The sequence below is a fragment of the Leisingera caerulea DSM 24564 genome, assembly GCF_000473325.1.
GTDB lineage: Bacteria > Pseudomonadota > Alphaproteobacteria > Rhodobacterales > Rhodobacteraceae > Leisingera > Leisingera caerulea.
Genome location: NZ_AXBI01000001.1, coordinates 110004 through 129444, shown reverse-complemented (window position 1 = coordinate 129444; position 19441 = coordinate 110004). Strand labels below are relative to the sequence as shown.

The window sequence follows — 19441 nt, the reverse complement described above, 5'->3', positions numbered from 1 at the left end:
GTCCTCCTCAGGTGGGGGTGCGCGCGGCATAGAGCTGCGCGAGTTTCGTTTCGATGCTTTGGGCCGCCTCCTGCAGCCGCGCCGCCAGCTCGGCCCGCCGCGGCGGCTGCATCCGGCTTTCGATGGCGGCCAGCGACAGGGCGCCGGCCAGGCTGCCGTCGGGGCGGTGCAGTGCCACGCCGATTCCCCACGAATCGGGAAAGACCAGCCCAGGATTGAGCGCATAGCCGGTGCTGCGCGTCTCCGCGATGCAGCTTCGGATTCGGCCGGGCGGCAGCTGCGGGTACTCCGAGGCCAGCAGCGCGGCATTGGCTTCAAGCGCGGTCTCCGCCTCTGCAGCAGGCAGGGCGGAGAGCATGGCCAGCGAGCCTGCGCCGACGCCTAGCGGGTGCAGCCGCCCGGTCATCAGCGCAAAGGTGCGGATCGGGTAGGTGCCCTCCTCGCGGTGCAGGCAGAGAGCGGAGAAGCCGCGCCTGACTGACAGGAAGGCCGCATCGCCTGTCTCCGCCGCGAGCCGCGCCAGGGGCTCGTAGGAGAGTTCCAGCAGCCCGTGCCGGTGGGCGGCAAAAGTCCCGAGAATATAAGCTTCTTCGCCAAGGAAGTAGCGCCGCGTCTGCTCGTTCTGCTCGACCATCCCGTTGCGGATGAGCGCCAGCAGCAGCCGCCGCACGGTGGGCTTGTTGAGGCCGCTTTCGGCGACCAGTTCGCTGAGGCTTGCGCCCTCGGAGGGCCGCCGCCCGACCATGCCGAGCAAGGCCAGTGCCCGGTCCACGGTCTGGCTGCCGGCCAGTGCGGCTGCGCTGCTATCGCCCTTAGAGTGTTCCATTATGTGGACCCGATCGGCCCTCTCCTTGTCCCCGGGTTCGTAAGTTGCCGCCCATCATTTGGGTATTTAGGAATATTGCAAGTTCTTCTTGATCGTGGCAATAAAATCGTGACAGTGAACGTGTTCCATAATGTGGATCTTCAGTCGATACAGTATATGGATCTATGACCGGACAGAGGAGCCCAGTGCGGCTGGGTTGGACCGGTCCGAAATCTGGGAGAGCAAGATGACAATTTCGAAACTGGGCAAAACTGTGCTGGCAACCGCCCTGGCGGGGGCGGTGATGGCGGCGGCAGCCTCGGCCGAAACCCTGCGCCTGTCGCACAACACCGGCGACACCACCACCTGGCACAAGGGAGCGGAGAAATTCGCCGATCTGATCGCAGATGCGACCGGCGGTGATATCAGCGTGCGGATCTTCCCCAATGCCCAGCTGGCAGGCGGCGACCAGATGCGACAGGCCGAGATGACCGGCCGAGGGGCGCTGGATCTGGTGGTGACCTCGGCGATCAACGTCACCCCGCTCGTGCCGGAGATGGCGGTATTCTCGCTGCCCTATCTTTATTCGGACTATGACCAGGTGGATGCCACCACCCAGGGTGCACCGGGGGAAAAGCTGGCAGCCATCCTCAAGGAAAAGGGCATCATCGTGCTGGCCTGGGGCGAGAATGGTTTCCGCGAGGTGACCAACAACAGCCGCCCGGTAAAGACCCCCGAGGACATGAAGGGCCTGAACATGCGGGTCGCGGGGCCGATGTATATCGACGTGATGAACGCACTGGGCGCCAACCCGCAGCAGATGCAGTGGAGCGAAACCCTGACCGCGCTGCAGCAGGGTGTGGTGGACGGCCAGGAAAACCCGATCGGCGCGGTGATCATCCCGCAGCAGGTCTACGAGGTGCAGAAATACCTGACAACCTGGCACTATTCATACGACCCAATCTTCATCGGCATCAGCCAGAAGAAATGGGACAGCTATGATGCGGAGATGCAGGCCAAGCTGAAGGCGGCGGCGGATGAGGCAATGGCCTACCAGCGCCAGATCTCGCGCGATGCGACGGCTTCGGGCATCGATTTCCTCCGCGAAAAGGGCATGGAGGTCTATGAGCCCACGGCCGAGGAACTGGCCGCCTTCAAGGCTGCAACCCAGCCCGCCTATGACGAATGGGCGGCGAAAGTCGGTCCGGAGCTGGTCCAGGCCTTTGAAGACGCCATCAGCGGCGCCGAATAATTCAGCCCAAGGCTGCGGGGCGTCCCATACGGACGGCCCGCAGTGATCTTCAAACCAAAGGAGGAGGGGATGTCCTTCATCCTGCGCGAGGCCGAGAAGATCATCTGCGCGGTGATCTTTCTTGCCATGACCCTGCTCGGCTTTGCTAATGTGGTGGTGCGCTACGGCACCAGCTATTCGCTTGCCGCAACCGAGGAACTGCTGACCAGCGGCTTTCTGCTGCTGACCGTGTTCGGTGCCGCCATTGCGGCACGGCGCGGCGAGCATCTGGCGGTCGGGCTGGTTTACGACCTGCTGCCGACGGTGCTGCGCCGCGCGGTGTTCGTGCTGTCGGTGCTGGCCGCGGCGCTGCTGCTGGCGCTGTCGGCGTGGTTTTCGTGGCAGGCGGTGGCGAACCTGATCAGCAACGGGCTGCGCTCCTACGGTCTCGGCGTTCCAGCCTGGTACTACCAGGCCGCGGTGCCCATTGGCTTTGCGCTGGTGCTGGTGCGCTACCTGCAGCATGCCTGGGAGGTCTGGGTGACGGGCGATGAGCGTGAGGTGATCCCCGATGTCTGACCTGATCCCCGGCCTGCCGGCCGGCACCGAAATGGTGATCCTGTTCTTCCTGCTGCTGGCGCTGCGGGTGCCGGTGGCGATGTCGCTGGGGCTGTCAGCGCTTTACGCCATGTGGCAGATCGGTTTCGGGCTGGAACTGGCAGGCGATTTGATCGCCACCGGTATCACCAAGTTCTCGCTGCTGGCGATCCCCTTCTTCATCTTGGCGGGTACGCTGATGGGCTCGCTGGGCATTGCCGAGCGGATGATCCGCTTCTTCCGGGTGCTGATCGGCTCGATGCCGGGCGGCATGGGCATCGTCGGCACTGCCGTCTGCCTATTCTGGGGCGCGGTGAGCGGATCCGGCCCGGCTTCGGTCGCAGCGATCGGGCCGATGATCATCAAGGGCATGGAGGAAGACGGCTATCCCCGCGCCTATGCCGCCGGGCTGGTTTGCACCGGCGCCGCGCTGTCGATCGTCATCCCGCCGTCGATCGGGCTGGTGATCTACGGGGTGATTGCCGAGACCTCGATCTCGCACCTGTTCCTGGCGGCGATCCTGCCCGGGCTTTTCATGGGACTAATGATGCTGCTGACGCTGCCGCTGGCCAAGCGTCGCGGCGGCGCGGGCGGCGATGCGCCCTCGCTGCAGGCGCTTAGCCCGGCGCCGCATGAGGACCGGCCCTATGCGCTGCGGCTGTGGCTATCGTTCAAGGATAGTTTCTGGGGGCTGATGACCCCTGTGGTGATCCTGGGCGGCATCTACTCCGGTGTCTTCACCCCGACCGAAGCGGCGCTGGTAGCCACGGTCTATGCGCTGCTGGTCGGCGGGCTGGTCTACCGGACGCTGACCATTGCCGGGCTCTACAATTCGCTGTGCGATGCTGCCGCATCCTCTGCCACGGTGATGCTGGTAGTGGCCTATGCCAGCCTCTTTGGCTGGGTGGTCACGGTGGAGGATCTGGTTGGCAGTTATTCCGGGGTGCTCTTGGGGCTGAGCGGTAATGAATGGGTGATCCTGCTGGTGATCATGCTGATCCTGCTGGTTGCGGGCATGTTCATGGATGCGGTCACGGTAATGTTCATCTGCCTGCCGATCCTGATGCCGGTGGCCCGCGAACTGGGCTGGGATCCGGTCTGGTTCGGGGTGCTGGTGATGGTCAATCTGGCCATCGGGCTGATCACCCCGCCGGTCGGCATCAACCTGTATGTCGCTGCCAATGTCACCCGGCTGCCCATTGAACGGGTCGCGCGGGGGGCGATGCCCTTCCTGCTGGCCTGCCTCTTGGGGCTGGCGGTGATCGGGCTGTTCCCGCAACTGTCCATCGGCCTGTCCGGCCCTGCCAACTGAGGAATTTGCCATGACCAGAAAAACCGTGATTGTCACCGGTGCCGCCCGCGGTATCGGGCTGGCCGCCACCAAACAGTTTCTTGCCGAGGGGCGGCAGGTCGCGATGATCGACCGCGACGGCGAGGCGCTGATGGCGGAAGCGGCGCAGCTGGACAATGTGCTGCCGGTTGTCTGCGATGTGTCGCAGCCGGATCAGGTGACGGCGATGATGGCGGAATGCGCGGATCACTTTGGCCGCATCGACGCGCTGGTGAACAATGCGGGCGTGGCCGATTTCGGACCTATCGAGGAGACCGGCTTCGACCGATGGCGACGGGTGATGGAGACCAACCTTGACGGCGTGTTCCTGTGCAGCCAGGCGGCGATCCCGCATCTCAAGGAAACCGCGGGGGCGATCGTCAATATCGCCTCGATCTCGGGGCTGCGAGCCTCAACCCTGCGGGTGGCCTATGGCACCTCGAAGGCAGCGGTGATCCACCTGACGCAGCAGCAGGCGGCAGAGCTGGGGGAACACGGTGTACGCGCAAACTGCGTGGCGCCCGGACCGGTGCGGACCAAGCTCGCAATGGCCGTGCACAGCCAAGAAATCATCGATGCCTATCACGACGCTATCCCCCTGAACCGCTACGGGTCGGAGGATGAAATCGCATCGGTGATCGTCTTCCTGTGTTCGGACAAGGCCAGCTACGTGACCGGGCAGACGATCGCTTCGGACGGCGGTTTCCAGTCCACTGGCGTGGGGCTGCCTGCATTGAGGAAGTAGCGTCGCGGGAGGGGCTATAAAGTTAATGCGGCTGCCCGCAAAAAAGTGCGAAGTGGCGGCATGACCGACGCCTGCCTCTGTCGCGGCAACCGTTGCCCGCCCGAAGTGATTGCTTGCGCTGTCTGGCTGTACTTCCGGTTTCTGCGCAGCCTTCGGATGGTAGAGGATCTTCTTGCTAAGCTGGGTATCATCGTATCGCATCAGAAAATGTGGGCCCAGGCTGAAAAGTTAGGAAGAAAACGCGCAACAACAATTGCGGCCGGTCAGCTGGCAGCTCGGCAGAAATTGGCATCTGGACGATGTTGTCATGTCAATCGGGGGGGGCGAGCATTGGCTTTGGCGGGTCGTCGATCAGGAGGGGTAGGTGCTGAATGCTCTGGTCCAAGCCTGGCTGATATATGTGAATCGGCGTGCAAAATTGGCTCTGAAGCAGATTTGGTGCAGCCCAACCTGCTAAGCGCTATATATTGGCAGGTTTTGGAGGAGGTTGCCGATGGCGTCACAGTTTTCACGGCGGGATTTCCTGCCAGCAGGTCTCAAGGCCGACCAGGTTGAGCTTGTTGGGAACACGGTCCGGATCCACTCGCGTTCCGCCAAAGCCACGGCGGCGTGCCCGCGCTGCGGCACGGCTTCACGCCATGTTCACAGCAGGTACCGCCGACGGCCTGCCGATCTTCCTGCGCATGGCCGGAAGGTGGAACTGGTCCTGCTGGTTCGCCGCTTTCGCTGCCGTGCTCTGCATTGCCCAGCCAAGATATTTGCCGAGCGGTTTCCGGCGGACGTGACCCGGCCACATGCGCGGCGCACCTCCCGTCTGCAAGGACTGGTCCGGCACCTCGGCCTGGCACTCGGCGGGCGTCCGGCACAGGCGCTCGCCGCACGGCTCCTGCTGCCGGTCAGCAAGGATACTTTCCTCCGCAGCATCCGGGACACGGCTGAGGCCTCAAACAGTGATCTCCGCGTTATAGGTATCGACGATTGGGCTTGGCGAAAGGGGCAGCGATACGGCACTTTGATCTGCGATCTGGAGCGGCGCCGGGTCATTGATCTCCTTCCGGACCGGGAACCGGCCACGGTCGAGGCCTGGCTGCGGGCCCGTCCAGGGATTGAGGTCGTCGCCCGCGACCGCAACGGAGGCTATGGAGGTGCCGTCTCTCGGGCCTTGCCAAAAGCGGTTCAGGTTGCCGACCGCTGGCACCTGTTAGAAAACGTGAGCACAGCTTTCCTGGCCGCTGTGCAGCGTAACATGCCTGCCATCCGCAAAGCGATCGGAGCAAAGACACTGGACCCAAAGCTGCTGACAGCCGCTGAAAAGCTGCAATACGAAGGCTATCTGCGCCGCCAGCAAACCAACCGGATGGTTCGCCAGATGGCTGATGATGGCGTACCGATCCGGCGGATCGTTCGCCAGACAGGGCTCAGCCGCCAGCTCGTCCGCCAGATTTTGCGCGGGGAACGCGAGGATGTTTTCCGCATCCGTGAGAGCAGTCTGACTCCTTGGCTGCCGCGGCTGGAGCGGGAATGGGCGGGCGGCTGCCGGAACGGCGCCGAAATCTGGCGCCGGCTGCGGGCCGATGGTTTCCAGGGCAGCCTCCGCGTCGTCGGGGAATGGGCCACGCGCCAGCGCCGTGCCGGGCGGGCCGCGCCATCGGGAGCAGAAAAATCGCCGCCCGCGCGCAAGATTGCCCGCCTCCTGACCCTGGGCCGGGATCATCTGTGCAAGGCGGATGCCATCCAGGTCGCAAGGATCGAAGCTTCGCTGCCTGCTCTCGCCACAGCCCGAAGGCTGACCGACCGGTTTACGGACATGGTACGCAATGCTCGCGAAGGCGCGCTGGAAGGATGGCTGAATGAAGCGGAAGACGGGCTGCTCGGTGCCTTTGCCCGCGGGCTGCGGCGAGATCAGGCAGCGGTCGCCGCGGCGCTTCGGGAACCATGGTCGAACGGGCAGACTGAAGGGCAGATTAACCGCCTCAAAACGCTCAAACGCCAGATGTATGGAAGGGCGAACATCGACCTGCTCAAAGCGCGGCTCGTTCAAGCGCTCTGATCTGAGGGAGGCCGAAGTTGCACCAAAACTGAGTCAGAGCCAATTTTGCACGCCGATTCACAGCCTTTTGTGTCATGAAGAGATCAATCTCGAAGAATGCTGTATGAAAAAATTCCTGCTGGATCTGTCTAAGAATTCAGGAGCCGCGGTGAAACTCGCTAAATCTGCCTCATCAAAAATGGGGCTGGACAGAACGCCAAGGTGGGACGGCAGTTTTTTAATAAGATTGATCGGCCGGTTTGGCGAGCCCCGCGTCGTGATCACGGGTAAATTGCGCAGCTATTTCAGTCGGGTCTACGATCTTGCACCGGGAGCGGATCATCGCGCGTGCAAGGGCTTGAATGACCGGATTGAAGGATCCCACAGGCCAGCCCGAAAACGCGAGAAACTGGTGGGGCGGTTCAAATCGCCCAGGCAAGCTCAGAGGTTTCTGGCTGCCCACGACCAGATCAACACCGTCTTTCGTCCCCTTCGCTATCAACTTTCCGTCGTCTCGTACCGCTATGCCAGGGCCGATGCTTTCGACCTCTGGAAAGGCTATACTACCGAAATGAGCGCCTGACAGGCCGAGGTATTGACCTTCTCAATCACCACCAAACAACTTGGCAATCCCATGCCGAGGGCTTCGTCTCCGGCTTCATCGGTCTGCATCTGGTGAAGTGTTATGATCCGGGCGGCCGGACCTAGGGGCGCACTCCACGTTTTGGGGAAATTTGAGATGCCATTGACACTCGACTGCGCGAACCTCCAGTGTTTCCTCGTCGATCCCAAGATGGATCTTGCGCCAGACGCGCCGTTTGGGTCCACCATGCTTGCGGGCGTGCCACTCGCCTTCGCCCTCGACCTTGATACCCGTGCTGTCCGCTGCCCGGCAGTGCATCACGCAGTGATGTCACGAGAGGGGATCAGCAGGTGCAGCGGCCCCTTGGAGCCGCGATACGGAATGTGCACGGCCAGGGTCTTCTGGCGCCGGGACAGGGTGCTGAAGTCGGGCACCGTCCAGTCGAGGCCAACTAGCCGCAGCAGGCTCTCGACGAACCCGGTCGTCTGCCGGAGCGCCATGCCGAACAATACCTCATGGAAAGGCAGGTCTGGATGGCGGCATCGCTGTAGGTCTGCTGCCGGCCACGTCTGCCAGTCGGTGCGGCCTCCCAGCTCATATCGGGGTCGAACCAGATCGTCAGCGAGCCCCGGCGCTTGAGCGCTTCATTGTAGGTTGGCCAGTTCCTGGTCTTGTAGGACGGGGGTGTAGGTCTGCTCATACATCTCAGCTACCACGCTGGATTCATGAGATGAATCCCACACGGGATTTGCGCAACAGGGCCATCCACGGCAGATAACTTGGCAATGCCTTTCAGACAGCTGACGCCAAGCCCTCATTCTGGGAGCTCTCCTCCGGGCTCCAAGAGAGTAAGCCGGATTGGGCCCGCACCCTGCATTCTGGTGAGTACATGCATGCCACTGTCTTTCTAAGTCAATATGAAGAACACTTTGCGGACTTGGGTCAGGTTTTCCCACGTCCCACGAAATCCTGCGGCAACAACAAAGCTGTCACCTACTGAAAACATCTCAGAGACGCCATCGGCATCTGTCAGCCGCACTGTGCCTTCAAGAATGTGGCAAAGCTCATCGAAGTCGTAATTGCAGCGTTCCAGATGAGGCCCGGCTTCCCAGATGCCCGATACCGCGCCTTTCGCTTCATTGGTAAAGTGACGCCAACTGCGAAAGGAATATGGGGTGTCTACGAGTGCAAGATCGTCAATGACCGCATCGGTTGCATCGGTCAGCGTATCCCGGAAGGCTATGATTTTCTGAGGGCTTGTGTGCATGACAGAGTGTCCATTCAAAAGTAATATTTGAGTGCTCAGGATCCAAATCCGATTCCAATCCGGTCCATTGCTCTGAGCAGGAGGGAGCGCTTGCCGATCCGGTCCTCTTTCGCGAGATCTGCCTGCGCCCAGCGGATTGCCAATTTCCGAAAGGGTTCCGGCGGAAACGGCACGGGCCGACTGCGCGTCATGCGCAGGGTAGTGCGTTCGGTTCGCACGCCGTACAGCAGGTCAAGCATCGAAAGCGCGGCAAATCGAGTGGCGGTCACGCCCTGACCTGTAAAGCCCGCCGCATAGGCCACACGTCCCCCCATCGCGGTGCCCACAAAATGTGTTAGGCGTGCAGAGGTGTCGATAATCCCGCCCCAGGCATGGCTGAACTTTACATCGGCAAGCTGCGGGAATGTTAAGAGTAGGTTTTGTTCCAAGCGCGCATAGGTTTCGTTCCGGTTTAGCAACCTGTCATCCCGGTTGCTGCCGGAATAATAGACCGCATCATAGCCGCCCCAGAGAAGCCGGTTGTCTGCGGTTTTGCGGGAGTAGTGGAACTGGTTGCCACTGTCGGCAACGCCATAGCGTTCTTGCCAACCGATGGCGGCAAGCTGTTCATCTGACAGAGGTTCCGTCATGATGGTGTAATCAAAAATGGGAACGATCCTGTAGCGCAGCCGACGCAACAAAGGCAGATCGGCATTGGTTGCCAATATCACCTTGTGTGCAAGAACATGGCCATGTTCTGTCGAGAGCCGGACAAGGTCAGCGGATCGCCTGACCTGACCTACCCGGGAGTCTTCAAAAATCTGAATGTTCCGCTCAAGGCAACACTTTGCCAGTCCCGAGATAAGTTTGGCCGGGTTTACGTAGGCATAGTTCGGCTCGAACAGACCGGCGGAATAACGGGAGGTTCCAAGCCATTCACCCAATTCGGTGTTGCCAAGTAAGGTGCATTCAATGCCGTACTTTTTGTACCCATCAGCCATGCCAGAGAGGCCCTCGACCTCCCACGGCGTGCGGGCGATGTTGAGTTTACCAGTACGCTCGAATTCGGCGTCGATCCGGTAGGCGGCGATATCTTCCTCCATCTGGTCGAGGTTCTCCTGGCCAAGTCGGATCAACTTGTCCGCTTCGCGCGGCCAGCGCATGGCAGCATTCATGACACCGTGCGAAATTGACGGGGCAGCGAAGCCGCCGGTACGCCCGCTCGCGGCCTGTGCCAGCTTGCGTGCTTCAAGCACGACGATGCGGGCGTCAGGATGCCGCTCCCTTGCCTTGAGGGCGGCCCAGAGGCCTGTGAAACCCGCGCCGACAATCCCGATATCACAATGCAATTCGCCATTCTGCGGCGTGTTTGTGTTTGGCGCGGCGATGGTACCCAGCCAGTAGGGTGCAAAGGTTGTTTGATCAAACCGGGCTGAAAGTTCCGTCATTTCGATGGCCCGGGCGCTTGATACCATCCCCAGTCTTCCGTGTGATCAAAGCGGGTAACCTGCTTGGTTTCGAGGTAGGCCTCATACCCTGCGCGGCCAAGTTCCCGACCAATACCGGAGGATTTGTACCCGCCCCACGGTGCCTGGGTGAACGTTGGCTGAGAGCAATTGATCCATACGACCCCCGCGCGCAGCTTTGCGGCAACACGGTCACACCTGTCGAGGTCATCCGACATCACTGCAGCGGCCAGCCCAAAGGGACTGTCGTTGGCCATTTCGATTGCTTCGGCTTCGGTCTCAAAGGAGTTAAGACAGACCACTGGCCCGAAAATTTCTTCTGTCCAGATTTCGGCATCGCGCGGCACGTCAGAAAAGATGCTTGGCGCAATGAAAAACCCGCTGTCGAACCCCGTTGGTCGACCGCCACCGGTCACAAGGCTTGCACCGGAATTTTTTGCGCGTTCCAGGATGCCCATGATCTTGTCGTATTGAACCTTTGCGACGATAGGGCCGAGCTTGACACCTTCCTGATCGCCGACACCGATGCTGATCCGTTCGGTTTCTTTTTTCAGACGGGCAATCAGTTTCTGGTAGATTCTGTGATGCACCAACACTCTTGAGGTGGCTGAGCATACCTCACCCTTGTTCCAAAAAATACCGAACATGATCCATTCGACAGCCTTGTCGATCTGGCAGTCGTCGAAGACGATAAAGGGTGATTTCCCCCCAAGTTCGAGCGAGACTGTGCGTATCCCCGCAGAGGCCGCCTGCATGACCTTGCCCCCGGTTGCCACTGAACCGGTGAAGGCGATCTTGTCGACAAGCCTGTGGGCAGTCAGTGCCGCCCCCGCGGTGGGGCCTAGACCTGTGACCAGATTGAACACCCCTTTGGGGAGACCGGCAGTGTCGACGATCCTGGCCAGTTCATAGCATGTCATCGAACACAGTTCCGACGGTTTCAGTACAATTGTGCATCCGGCAGCTAGTGCCGGGGCTAGTTTCCAGACAGCCATCAGCATCGGGAAGTTCCAGGGTGTGATCGCTGCAACAACGCCGACTGGCTCTTGCCAAATTCTGCTATCAAAGCGTATGTCGCCAACATCAATAGCCTGACTGTCTGCCTTGGCGTCCCCCTCGATCATCTTGGCATAAAATTCGAAACAGTAAGCGGCATCCTCAATGTCCCACTGCGCTTCCGGCAAGGGTTTGCCGTTGTCACGGGTTTCCAGCCGCGAAAGTAATTCAAGATTGTCAGTGATCCCTTTTGCAATCCGGCGTAGAATGGACGCCCGCTCCAGGGCGGGCAGGTTGGACCAGATACCGCTGTCAAAGGCGCGCCGAGCGGCCAGGACGGCGCGGTCAACATCCGATGCCCCGCCCGAAGCGACTTCGGAAAACACGTTCTCTGTGGCCGGATCGATCGTTTCGAATGTGGCGCCATTGTCTGCAGGGCCAAAAGAGCCGTCTATGTAAAGCTGTGTTCTCATGTAGCGGTATCCATCGCGTCTGGTGCATTCTTGCGAAGGTAGTCTGAAGGGTTCCTGAAACAGCCACCCTTTCGTGTGGTGCAGCTGTTTTTCATGTGGCCTAATGTGCTAAGCGCCCTGACCAGTACCAGAATGTTGCACAACGGAATTGGCCCGATGCCGCGAAACCTGAAACCAGCGCAAAGCATGCCGGACCGTTCGCAGGGTATTTCCGAAGCGCCACCGCTCCCGCGAACCAGAAAGGCGATTTTGCGCCCGGATCTGATAGAGCAATTTGAAAGAGCTTCAGAGCATCGTCTGATTACCCTGTGTGATATCGCGGGCTCGGGCAAGACCACTGCCGTGCTCGAATGGGCAAAGACCCGCGTGGCTCGTGGTGATCATGTCGCGTGGCTGGGCCTGAGCGCCAGAGACAATGACCTGAACAGTTTTCTGCAACATCTGTGCGAGGTCTTTGACCGATTTGATGTCTCGGTTCCCGATGACATCCGCAACTTGCTGAAGTCCGCACCGATTTCTCCGTTCAGAACGGTGATTGGAAAGCTCTTTGAAGCCATTGCAGGTGCCCAGCAGCGTGTCATTTTGGTGTTGGATGATTTGCATCTCATCAGAAACACGCAGGTAATTTCTGCGCTGGAGTGGCTTGTCGAGAACGCACCGATGTCGGTGCAATTCGTGTTTGCCACCCGGGAGAAAATACCACTCAAGATTTCCCGCTTTCGCGCACTCGATCAAGTCTTTGAATTTGCGCGGGGGGCGCTTCGTTTCAATACTGCGGAGATCAAGATGTTCCTTGAGCATCAACTCAACGAAACAGATTTGAGTGAGGATCAGGTCGAACAGATAACGAAGCTGACAAACGGATGGCCGGTTGCGCTGCAGTTCATTGTTCTTTCCTATCGGCAATCGTACAAACTTGACCTTCACAAGCTGACCAAAAACACACCAAGCGGATTATTTTCCTTCCTGAAGGAAGATGTGCTTGAAAAAATGTCACAGGAAAATGCGGACTTTCTTGTGCGCATCGCTTGCCTGCCGAAGATTACACAAAACGCGGTTGCCTCACTTTTTGAAACCGCGGACGCGGACGCAATGCTTGCAAAGCTGGCGGATCAAGGCTTTCTGGAGGTTGAGAACCCCTTTGAGTACCGCTTCTTTCACCCCCTTTTCCACGACTTCCTTGAGAACGAACTGGGCGCGGTAGAAACGAAGGAGCGGCAGAAACTGCGCCACCGCGCCTCAGCGTACTACATGAGCGTGGAAGATTATGAAAACGCCATGGACCAGCTCATCAAGGCTCAGAACTTTGGCGAGGCAGCGAAAATTCTGGAAACCGAAGGCATGAGCCTTATTCGGGCAAGCCGTATTCAGGAGCTGAAAGCCTGGCTGGAGAAAGTCCCGAAAGAAGTTCTGGATGTAAGCCCCCGGCTTGAAATGTTCTGGATATGGATATTGTTTCACCTTCCACATACTAGAGTCGCATTGCGCAGGCTGGTTGCCTTCATGCGCAAAGTGAGAAGCGGCGCACTGACGGCAAAACAACTTGGTCTCAGTGCGGATGATCTGGACACCGAACTCAGAGTCCTTAGCGCGGGCGTGTTGAGTGCCAATGGCAAGTCCACTTTGGCGCGGCAGTCGGTCTTATCTTCAATGCGCGCGTTAAGCCACCGTAGGGGGTTTAACAAAGGAACCCTTTGCAACATTCTCGCTTACAGCGAATTGATTCTTGGTGACGTCACTGCCGCACGGGAGGCCAGCCGACTTGGGTTTGAGAGTCACAACAGAGGTGCCTCAGTTTTTGGCATTGCCTATTCGGAACTCTTGACCGGCATTGCCGAGATTGAAATGTGCCAACCATACAAGGCTGCCAATTCTCTCCGGCGTAGCAAAGACCATGTTGTTCGGGAAATTGGTCCGGGTTCCTATGCAGAAGGGTTGTTGTCTATTGCGGTCGCAGAAACGAAGTATGGCTGGAACCAACTTGAAGAAGCGGAAAAGTCGCTTGCGCCCGTGATGTCTATCGTTCGGGAAAGTGGGTCGCTGCTGTTTTTGTTGCGGGCGGTATTGCTTCAGGCAAAACTACATGCGGCGTCTCAGAACCCCAGATTGGCGCTGCGGGTGCTTGAGGAACTCGAGCTAGAAGACGTACCCTCGTTCCCGCTGTCGATGCGCCATTGCATAGCTGACGAACGTGTCCGGATATTGCTGGCACAAGGCGATCTGGTTTCCGCGCGCATTGCTCTGAAATCCGCCGGTATCGATCCGGACAAGCCACATCACGATGCAGTGGAAAACCTGACAATTGGCGCAACATCAGCACTGCTGGCCAAGTCGCGTCTATTGATCGCCGAAGGCCGGTTTGACGCGGCTGTTTCCACACTCGAACCCTTGCGTGATGACGCCATATCAAGAGAGCGTCGGATGACGCTGATCACTGTCGATGGGTTGATTGCAATCGCACTGTACAAAAGTGGCGCACGCCTCAAGACCGCAGATATCCTGATGGAGACTATGAGGACCGTTGCCTCAGAGGCCGTAACCAGACCACTCATTGACTTGGGAGCGGATATCATCGCTCCGTTGGAGGATGCCAGAGACAAATTTCGTCTGACAGACAGGCGCACCGACCTATTGGCATATTGTTCGAGCATCATCCGAACTATTAAAGCTGGGCTGATGCACGACAATTCAGGTGGAAATGGCACCAGCACAGTATTGATGCCAGCGGAGCCGGAGTTGCTTGAGCCGTTAACCGAACGGGAAGAACAGGTGGCGCAGTTGCTTGCGGACGGCAAAACCAATCCTCAAATCTCAAAAGAACTCTCCTTGTCGGTTGATACAGTGAAGTGGCATCTCAAGAACATCTTCCAGAAACTGGGGGTCAGCAATCGCACTCAAGCGGTCATTGCCCTGACGGGACAGCGCTCCTTTATCGAGGACGAATTTTGACCCAATAACGGGTGGTGCCTGTTGCCCTACCCTAAGGGGTGGGGCGGGTGGTGCGAATCCTTCTTAAGGTCTTAGCCAGATCATGGGAGGACAATATTGATGAGCACTTCATCAACAGCCTTTTTCTGCGATGAAGCGTTTTTCTGGCATGATACCGGGCCGGCGGCAGTCTATTTTCCGGCGGGTGGTTTTGTAGAGCCAGGTGAGCATGTCGAATCGTCTCAGTCCAAGCGGAGACTGCGGAATCTGGTAGAGCGGACAGGGATGCTTGACAGCCTTCTGACACCGCCGTTCAAGGCGGCGACAGACGAACAAATTCTTCGGTTTCACTCAACCGAACATCTGGACCGGGTAAAGTCGGTAAGCGAGACCGGTGGTGATACAGGTGAGTTTGCACCAATCGGCCCCGGCGGATTTGAAATTGCGGCTCTATCAGCCGGGGCTGCGATCGCAGCAGTGGACGTGGTGATGACAGGTGCCGCCCAAAACGCGTATGCCATGACGCGACCTCCGGGCCATCACGCAGAACCCGACCTCTCCCGCGGGTTCTGCGTGTTTGGCAACATTCCTATCGCCGTCGAACATGCCATTGCCGTTCACGGTGCCAAGCGTGTGGCCGTCGTTGACTGGGATGTGCATCACGGCAACGGCCAGCAGGTTGGATTTTATGACCGTGACGATGTGCTTACGATGTCCATTCACCAGAATCTCCTGTTCCCAACCGACTTGGGACAGGCAGAAGAGCGCGGGACCGGCGGGGGCACAGGTTACAATTTCAACATCCCACTGCCAGCGGGATGCGGCCACGAAACCTATCTGGCGGCGATCAACGATCTGGTCCTGCCTGCGCTGGACAGGTTTCATCCCGACCTTATCATGGTCGCCTGCGGATACGATGCGTCGTTTACCGATCCTCTCGGGCGGATGCTGTGTCACAGCGATACCTTTCGCGAAATGACAGCCAAAATCATGCAAGCTGCTGAAAAGCACTGTGAGGGTAAGCTCATCCTGACCCATGAAGGCGGATATTCTGCTGGCTACGTGCCATTTTGCGGTCTTGCCGTACTGGAACAACTCAGTGGCTCTCGGACTGAGTGCGAGGACCCGTTCCTAATGTTCGGCCCCGGCTACCCCGATCAAAAGATGAAACCCGAACACCAGGTCCTGCTGGGCGACTATGCCAAACGGCTTGATGGGATCAAATGACACCGGATCACTCCGGATTGGAAGAAATGAAGGACAAGCGATGAACTATCTTGCGGCGGATGTGGGAGGCACGTTTACCGACCTCGTGCTCTATGACGGAGACACAGGGCGGCAATACGTGGACAAGGTGCCGTCTGGCCGCCGTGGTGCGGCGGAACCGATTGCAAATGGCATCAAACAGATCGTGGCGCAGGCTGGTTTGGAAACCAGCGATGTTGATTTGTTCGTGCATGGTTTTACCGTTTCGACCAATGCCCTGCTGATGGGGACTGGTGCCAAGGCGGCGCTGGTCACGACAAAGGGTTTCCGAGATGTGCTGGAAGTGCGGAACCAGCTGCGGCCAAAGCTTTATTCCGTCACAACCAACCGGCGTGATCCGGTAATCCCTCGGAGCCGGGTGTTTGAACTGGACGAACGCGTGGACAGTTTCGGCAACGTGCTGACTGCGCTTAAGGATGCCGATATTGACCAGCTGGTCGAGGACTTGAAAAGGGCGAAGCCCGCCGCCATCGCGATCAGCCTCACCTTTGCTCATCTTAACAATGATCACGAGAAGCGAATCGCGGAGCGCCTGCGGCAGGAAATGCCGGACACACCGGTCTACGTATCCCACGTCGTCAACCCGCAGATTGAGGAATGGCCCCGCGCCAATACTACCTCTATCGCGGCCTATGTCGGGCCCATTGTGGACGGCTACATCACCCAGCTTGAAGACACGCTGGCAGATGTCGGCCTGACCGCGCCACTGCAGATCATGCGCAGCGACGGCGGCGTAGGCACCCCTCACGCCAGCCGCGAAAACCCCGCGCATACTTTGCTGTCCGGCCCAGCGGGCGGTGTTGTGGCAGCGGCGCAACTGATCGGCGCACTTGACATCAAGAATGCCATCACTTTCGACATGGGCGGCACCTCGGCGGATTTCTCGGCCATTGTTGATGGCGAGGCGCGTGTGATCGACGAGCGTTCGGTCAGCGGGCACCCACTGCGTCTGCCTGCTCTGGATGTCGAGACAATCTCGGCCGGTGGCGGATCAATCGGCTGGATCGACATGGGCGGCGCATTGCGCGTTGGTCCCGACAGTGCCGGCTCTGTTCCCGGACCGGCGTGTTACCCTGATGGGGGCGATGAGCCTACCGTGACGGACGCCGCCGTGGTGCTTGGAATGCTTGACCCCGACACCTATCTCGGCGGGCGCATCAAGCTGAGCATGGAAGCCGCGCGAAAAGCCATCAACGACAAAATCGCCAAGACGATGGGGATTTCCGTGGAAGAGGCGGCTTTGGGCATCGTCCGAATCGCAACGGCCAGCATGGCGCAGGCCATTCGCGCCCTTTGTGTGGAACGCGGCGTCGATCCGCGCCGGTTCTGGCTGATCGCCTTTGGCGGCGCTGGCCCTCTGTTTTCCGGCTTTCTGGCGCGCGATCTGGAGATGCAGGGCACCATTGCCCCGTCTCATCCCGGCGTATTTGCTGCCGAAGGCCTGCTGATGAGCGACATCCGCCATGCAACTCAGGCGCCGATCCGCATGCTGGCGGCCGGGCAAGGCGGTGCTGCACCCTTTGCCGGTGAGGCCGAGACCCTTCGCGAAACCACAGACGCGCTTTTGGACGGGGACGGCATTCCACAAGAGAAGCGGAAGTTCCGGTTCCTTGCAGGCATGCGCTATGTGGGGCAGTTCCACAAATTGTCGGTGCCACTTGATGACGCCTGGCTGACAGACTGGGATACAGCAGCAGCCAAGGCACGTTTCCACGCAAACCATCTGGCCATCTACGGCCATTCCGCGCCGGAAACACCGGTGGAGATTGTCTCTCTGCATGTCGAGGCCCTAGGCGAAATAGATCGCCCCTCAAGCCTTGCGACCGCAGCCACGGACGAAGGCACCGCGCCAGAGCCAAGCGGATCACGTCAGGTCATGTTCGACGCGGATGAAGGCTTTGTCACTGCCGTCATTCATGATCGGGCGGCACTGCCCACGGGTGCCATCATTCATGGCCCCACCATCATCAACCAGCTTGATTCCACGATCGTGGTTGCCCCGAACGAGACGGTAAGCGTCGAAGCGGAAGGCAGCCTCAAGATCACCCGGGAGGCCTCATAATGACAGCAAATATCGACCCTATCAGCCGTGACGTCTTTCAGTATGAAGCCGTCAGCGTTGCCGAAGAGATGTCCATGGCGCTCAAGGGATCGGCGTTCTCGTCGATCATCTGGGATATGCTGGACTATGCCTGCGGTATTCTGGATGTGAATGGTAACACGATTGCGCAGGCTGAAACGATCCCGGCCCAACTTGGGATCATGCCAACTGCGGTCAAACGGATATTTGATGTCATTCCGCTGTCGGACTGGAACGAAGGCGATGTGATCATCTGCAATGATCCCTATTTCGGCTGCACGCACACGCTGGATATCGTTCTGTTCAGCCCGGTCTATTTCGAAGGCAAGATCATCGCCATCGCCTCGACCGTTGCACACCACATCGACCTTGGTGGCAAGGTGCCGGGAACCGAGGCTGCGGACGCTGTCGAAATCTTCGAAGAAGGTCTGCGGTTCCCGCCGATGAAGGTGATGGATCGCGGGACTCCCAACGACATCATCTTTGCCATGATCGAGCGCAACGTCCGCGATCCTGAAGCCTGTGCAGGTGATCTGCGCGCGCAGATCGCTGGCTGCCGGATGGGCGAGCGGCGAATGAAGGCGCTGGCCGAACGCTATGGCGCGGACCGGCTTCAGGCATTGATCGAAGCCAGCCAGGACTATGGTGAAGCCTATGTGCGGGCCGCGCTCGCGAATGCCGAACAACGCGAACACAGGACCTCGATCTTGATCGAAGATGATGCTTCCAGCGATGAGCCGATGAAAATCGTGGTCCACGCCAGGATAGAAGACGACAACTCGCTGACCGTCGATTTCACCGGTACCAGTGCACAACGTCAGCATGGGATCAATTGTCCCGTCGCCTCGGCCATCGGGATGACCTACTATGCGGCAAAGGTAATTTTCTCGCCAGACGTGAACCAGAACGAGGGCTGCAACCGTCCTTTGAACATTATCATCCCCGAAGGATGTTTTCTGAACCCGATCTCTCCTGCCGCTGTATCGGTGCGACACCTGAGCCAGCAGGCCACGGCGGATGCGGTGCTGAAGGCGCTTACTCCATTGCAGACCAAGAATGCCTCGGCTGGATGCCACGTGTCCTTCCCGACTTTCACTGCCGGTGGTGTAGACGACCGGGCGCAAGCGCTGAACTACGCAGGCCAGCATCCATACTTTGTCATCTGTGACATCATCAGCGGCGGCATGGGCGGGCATCGCGGTGGCGACGGGCTGAGCGCCATCGATACACATGGTGGCCACTGCGCGATCCTCTCGGCGGAAGTCATGGAGTCCATGAGCCCATTCCGCGTGCTCTCCACTAAGCTGGTGCCCAACTCGGGTGGCGAGGGCCAGTATCGTGGCGGACTAGCGATTACCCGTGATTATGAAGTGCTGTCCTCGGCACTGACGCTCTCGGGGTATTTGCAGCAAGCCGGTGAAGAGACAGCAGCCTGGGGTTTCTCCGGCGGCTCAAATGGCAAACCGGCCTCTGCTGAGCTCTTTCCTAAGGACTCCGAGCCGCAAAAGCTCAAATCCAAGTTTGTCGGCCTCAAGATGGCCAAGGGCGACGTGATTCGCCTGACCGGATGCGGCGGCGGAGGCTGGGGGGATCCGGCCCAGCGTCAACCGGAACGTGTCGCCGCAGACCGTGCGGCAGGTTTCATCGACTGACATTCAAATCAAAG

At 59.2% G+C, this 19441-nt stretch carries 13 protein-coding genes and 3 pseudogenes; 11 read left to right on the top strand and 5 right to left on the bottom strand.

Annotation, left to right across the window (positions count from 1 at the left end):
- Positions 1-7 precede the first annotated feature (7 nt).
- The gene (locus CAER_RS0100670; RefSeq protein WP_027233607.1) at positions 8-826 is read right to left on the bottom strand and encodes an IclR family transcriptional regulator; all 819 of its coding nucleotides are present in this window, start codon (positions 824-826) and stop codon (positions 8-10) included.
- Between the two features lie 226 nt (positions 827-1052).
- On the opposite strand from CAER_RS0100670, the gene CAER_RS0100665 reads away from it, so the two are divergent.
- The 7 genes and pseudogenes from CAER_RS0100665 to CAER_RS27070 form a co-directional block, all read left to right on the top strand.
- Positions 1053-2057: a DctP family TRAP transporter solute-binding subunit gene (locus CAER_RS0100665; RefSeq protein ID WP_027233606.1), complete on the top strand. Its 1005-nt coding sequence runs from the start codon at positions 1053-1055 to the stop codon at positions 2055-2057.
- Between the two features lie 69 nt (positions 2058-2126).
- Entirely contained in the window at positions 2127-2615 is a 489-nt protein-coding gene (locus CAER_RS0100660) for a TRAP transporter small permease (protein WP_027233605.1), read from the top strand.
- Entirely contained in the window at positions 2608-3945 is a 1338-nt protein-coding gene (locus tag CAER_RS0100655; RefSeq protein ID WP_027233604.1) for a TRAP transporter large permease, read from the top strand. Before CAER_RS0100660 ends, CAER_RS0100655 begins: the two co-directional genes overlap by 8 nt.
- 10 nt (positions 3946-3955) lie before the next feature.
- Positions 3956-4708: an SDR family NAD(P)-dependent oxidoreductase gene (locus tag CAER_RS0100650; protein ID WP_027233603.1), complete on the top strand. Its 753-nt coding sequence runs from the start codon at positions 3956-3958 to the stop codon at positions 4706-4708.
- 60 nt (positions 4709-4768) lie between these two features.
- A pseudogene (locus tag CAER_RS30730) lies at positions 4769-4910 on the top strand (IS6 family transposase); the annotation flags it as partial.
- A gap of 291 nt (positions 4911-5201) precedes the next feature.
- Complete coding sequence (locus CAER_RS0100645) at positions 5202-6758, top strand: ISL3 family transposase (RefSeq protein WP_027233537.1); 1557 nt, start codon at positions 5202-5204, stop codon at positions 6756-6758.
- A 214-nt stretch (positions 6759-6972) separates the two neighbouring features.
- A pseudogene (locus tag CAER_RS27070) lies at positions 6973-7320 on the top strand (DDE-type integrase/transposase/recombinase); the annotation flags it as partial.
- A gap of 168 nt (positions 7321-7488) precedes the next feature.
- Here CAER_RS27070 and CAER_RS27065 read toward each other — a convergent pair.
- The 4 genes and pseudogenes from CAER_RS27065 to CAER_RS0100620 form a co-directional block, all read right to left on the bottom strand.
- A pseudogene (locus CAER_RS27065) lies at positions 7489-8020 on the bottom strand (IS5 family transposase); the annotation flags it as partial.
- A 207-nt stretch (positions 8021-8227) separates the two neighbouring features.
- Entirely contained in the window at positions 8228-8587 is a 360-nt protein-coding gene (locus CAER_RS0100630; RefSeq protein WP_027233601.1) for a cupin domain-containing protein, read from the bottom strand.
- Positions 8588-8622: 35 nt separating this feature from the next.
- Positions 8623-10041 (bottom strand): NAD(P)/FAD-dependent oxidoreductase, encoded by a 1419-nt coding sequence (locus tag CAER_RS27060; protein ID WP_209320169.1) that lies wholly within the window; start codon positions 10039-10041, stop codon positions 8623-8625.
- Positions 10011-11501: an aldehyde dehydrogenase family protein gene (locus CAER_RS0100620; RefSeq protein ID WP_027233600.1), complete on the bottom strand. Its 1491-nt coding sequence runs from the start codon at positions 11499-11501 to the stop codon at positions 10011-10013. The genes CAER_RS27060 and CAER_RS0100620 overlap by 31 nt, the downstream gene beginning before the upstream one ends.
- Before the next feature lie 186 nt (positions 11502-11687).
- Here CAER_RS0100620 and CAER_RS29980 point away from each other — a divergent pair, with 186 nt between their 5' ends.
- From CAER_RS29980 to CAER_RS0100600, 4 genes are all read left to right on the top strand, one after another.
- Positions 11688-14450 carry a LuxR C-terminal-related transcriptional regulator gene (locus tag CAER_RS29980; RefSeq protein WP_027233599.1) on the top strand — a complete coding sequence of 921 codons (2763 nt, stop codon included), beginning with the start codon at positions 11688-11690 and terminating at the stop codon, positions 14448-14450.
- A 99-nt stretch (positions 14451-14549) separates the two neighbouring features.
- A complete protein-coding gene (locus CAER_RS0100610) occupies positions 14550-15656 on the top strand; it encodes a class II histone deacetylase (protein ID WP_027233598.1) in 1107 nt (368 codons plus the stop codon).
- 40 nt (positions 15657-15696) lie between these two features.
- Positions 15697-17757 (top strand): hydantoinase/oxoprolinase family protein, encoded by a 2061-nt coding sequence (locus tag CAER_RS0100605; protein ID WP_027233597.1) that lies wholly within the window; start codon positions 15697-15699, stop codon positions 17755-17757.
- On the top strand, positions 17757-19427 hold the full coding sequence (locus CAER_RS0100600; RefSeq protein WP_027233596.1) for a hydantoinase B/oxoprolinase family protein: 1671 nt from the start codon (positions 17757-17759) through the stop codon (positions 19425-19427). Before CAER_RS0100605 ends, CAER_RS0100600 begins: the two co-directional genes overlap by 1 nt.
- The last annotated feature ends 14 nt before the right edge of the window (positions 19428-19441 follow it).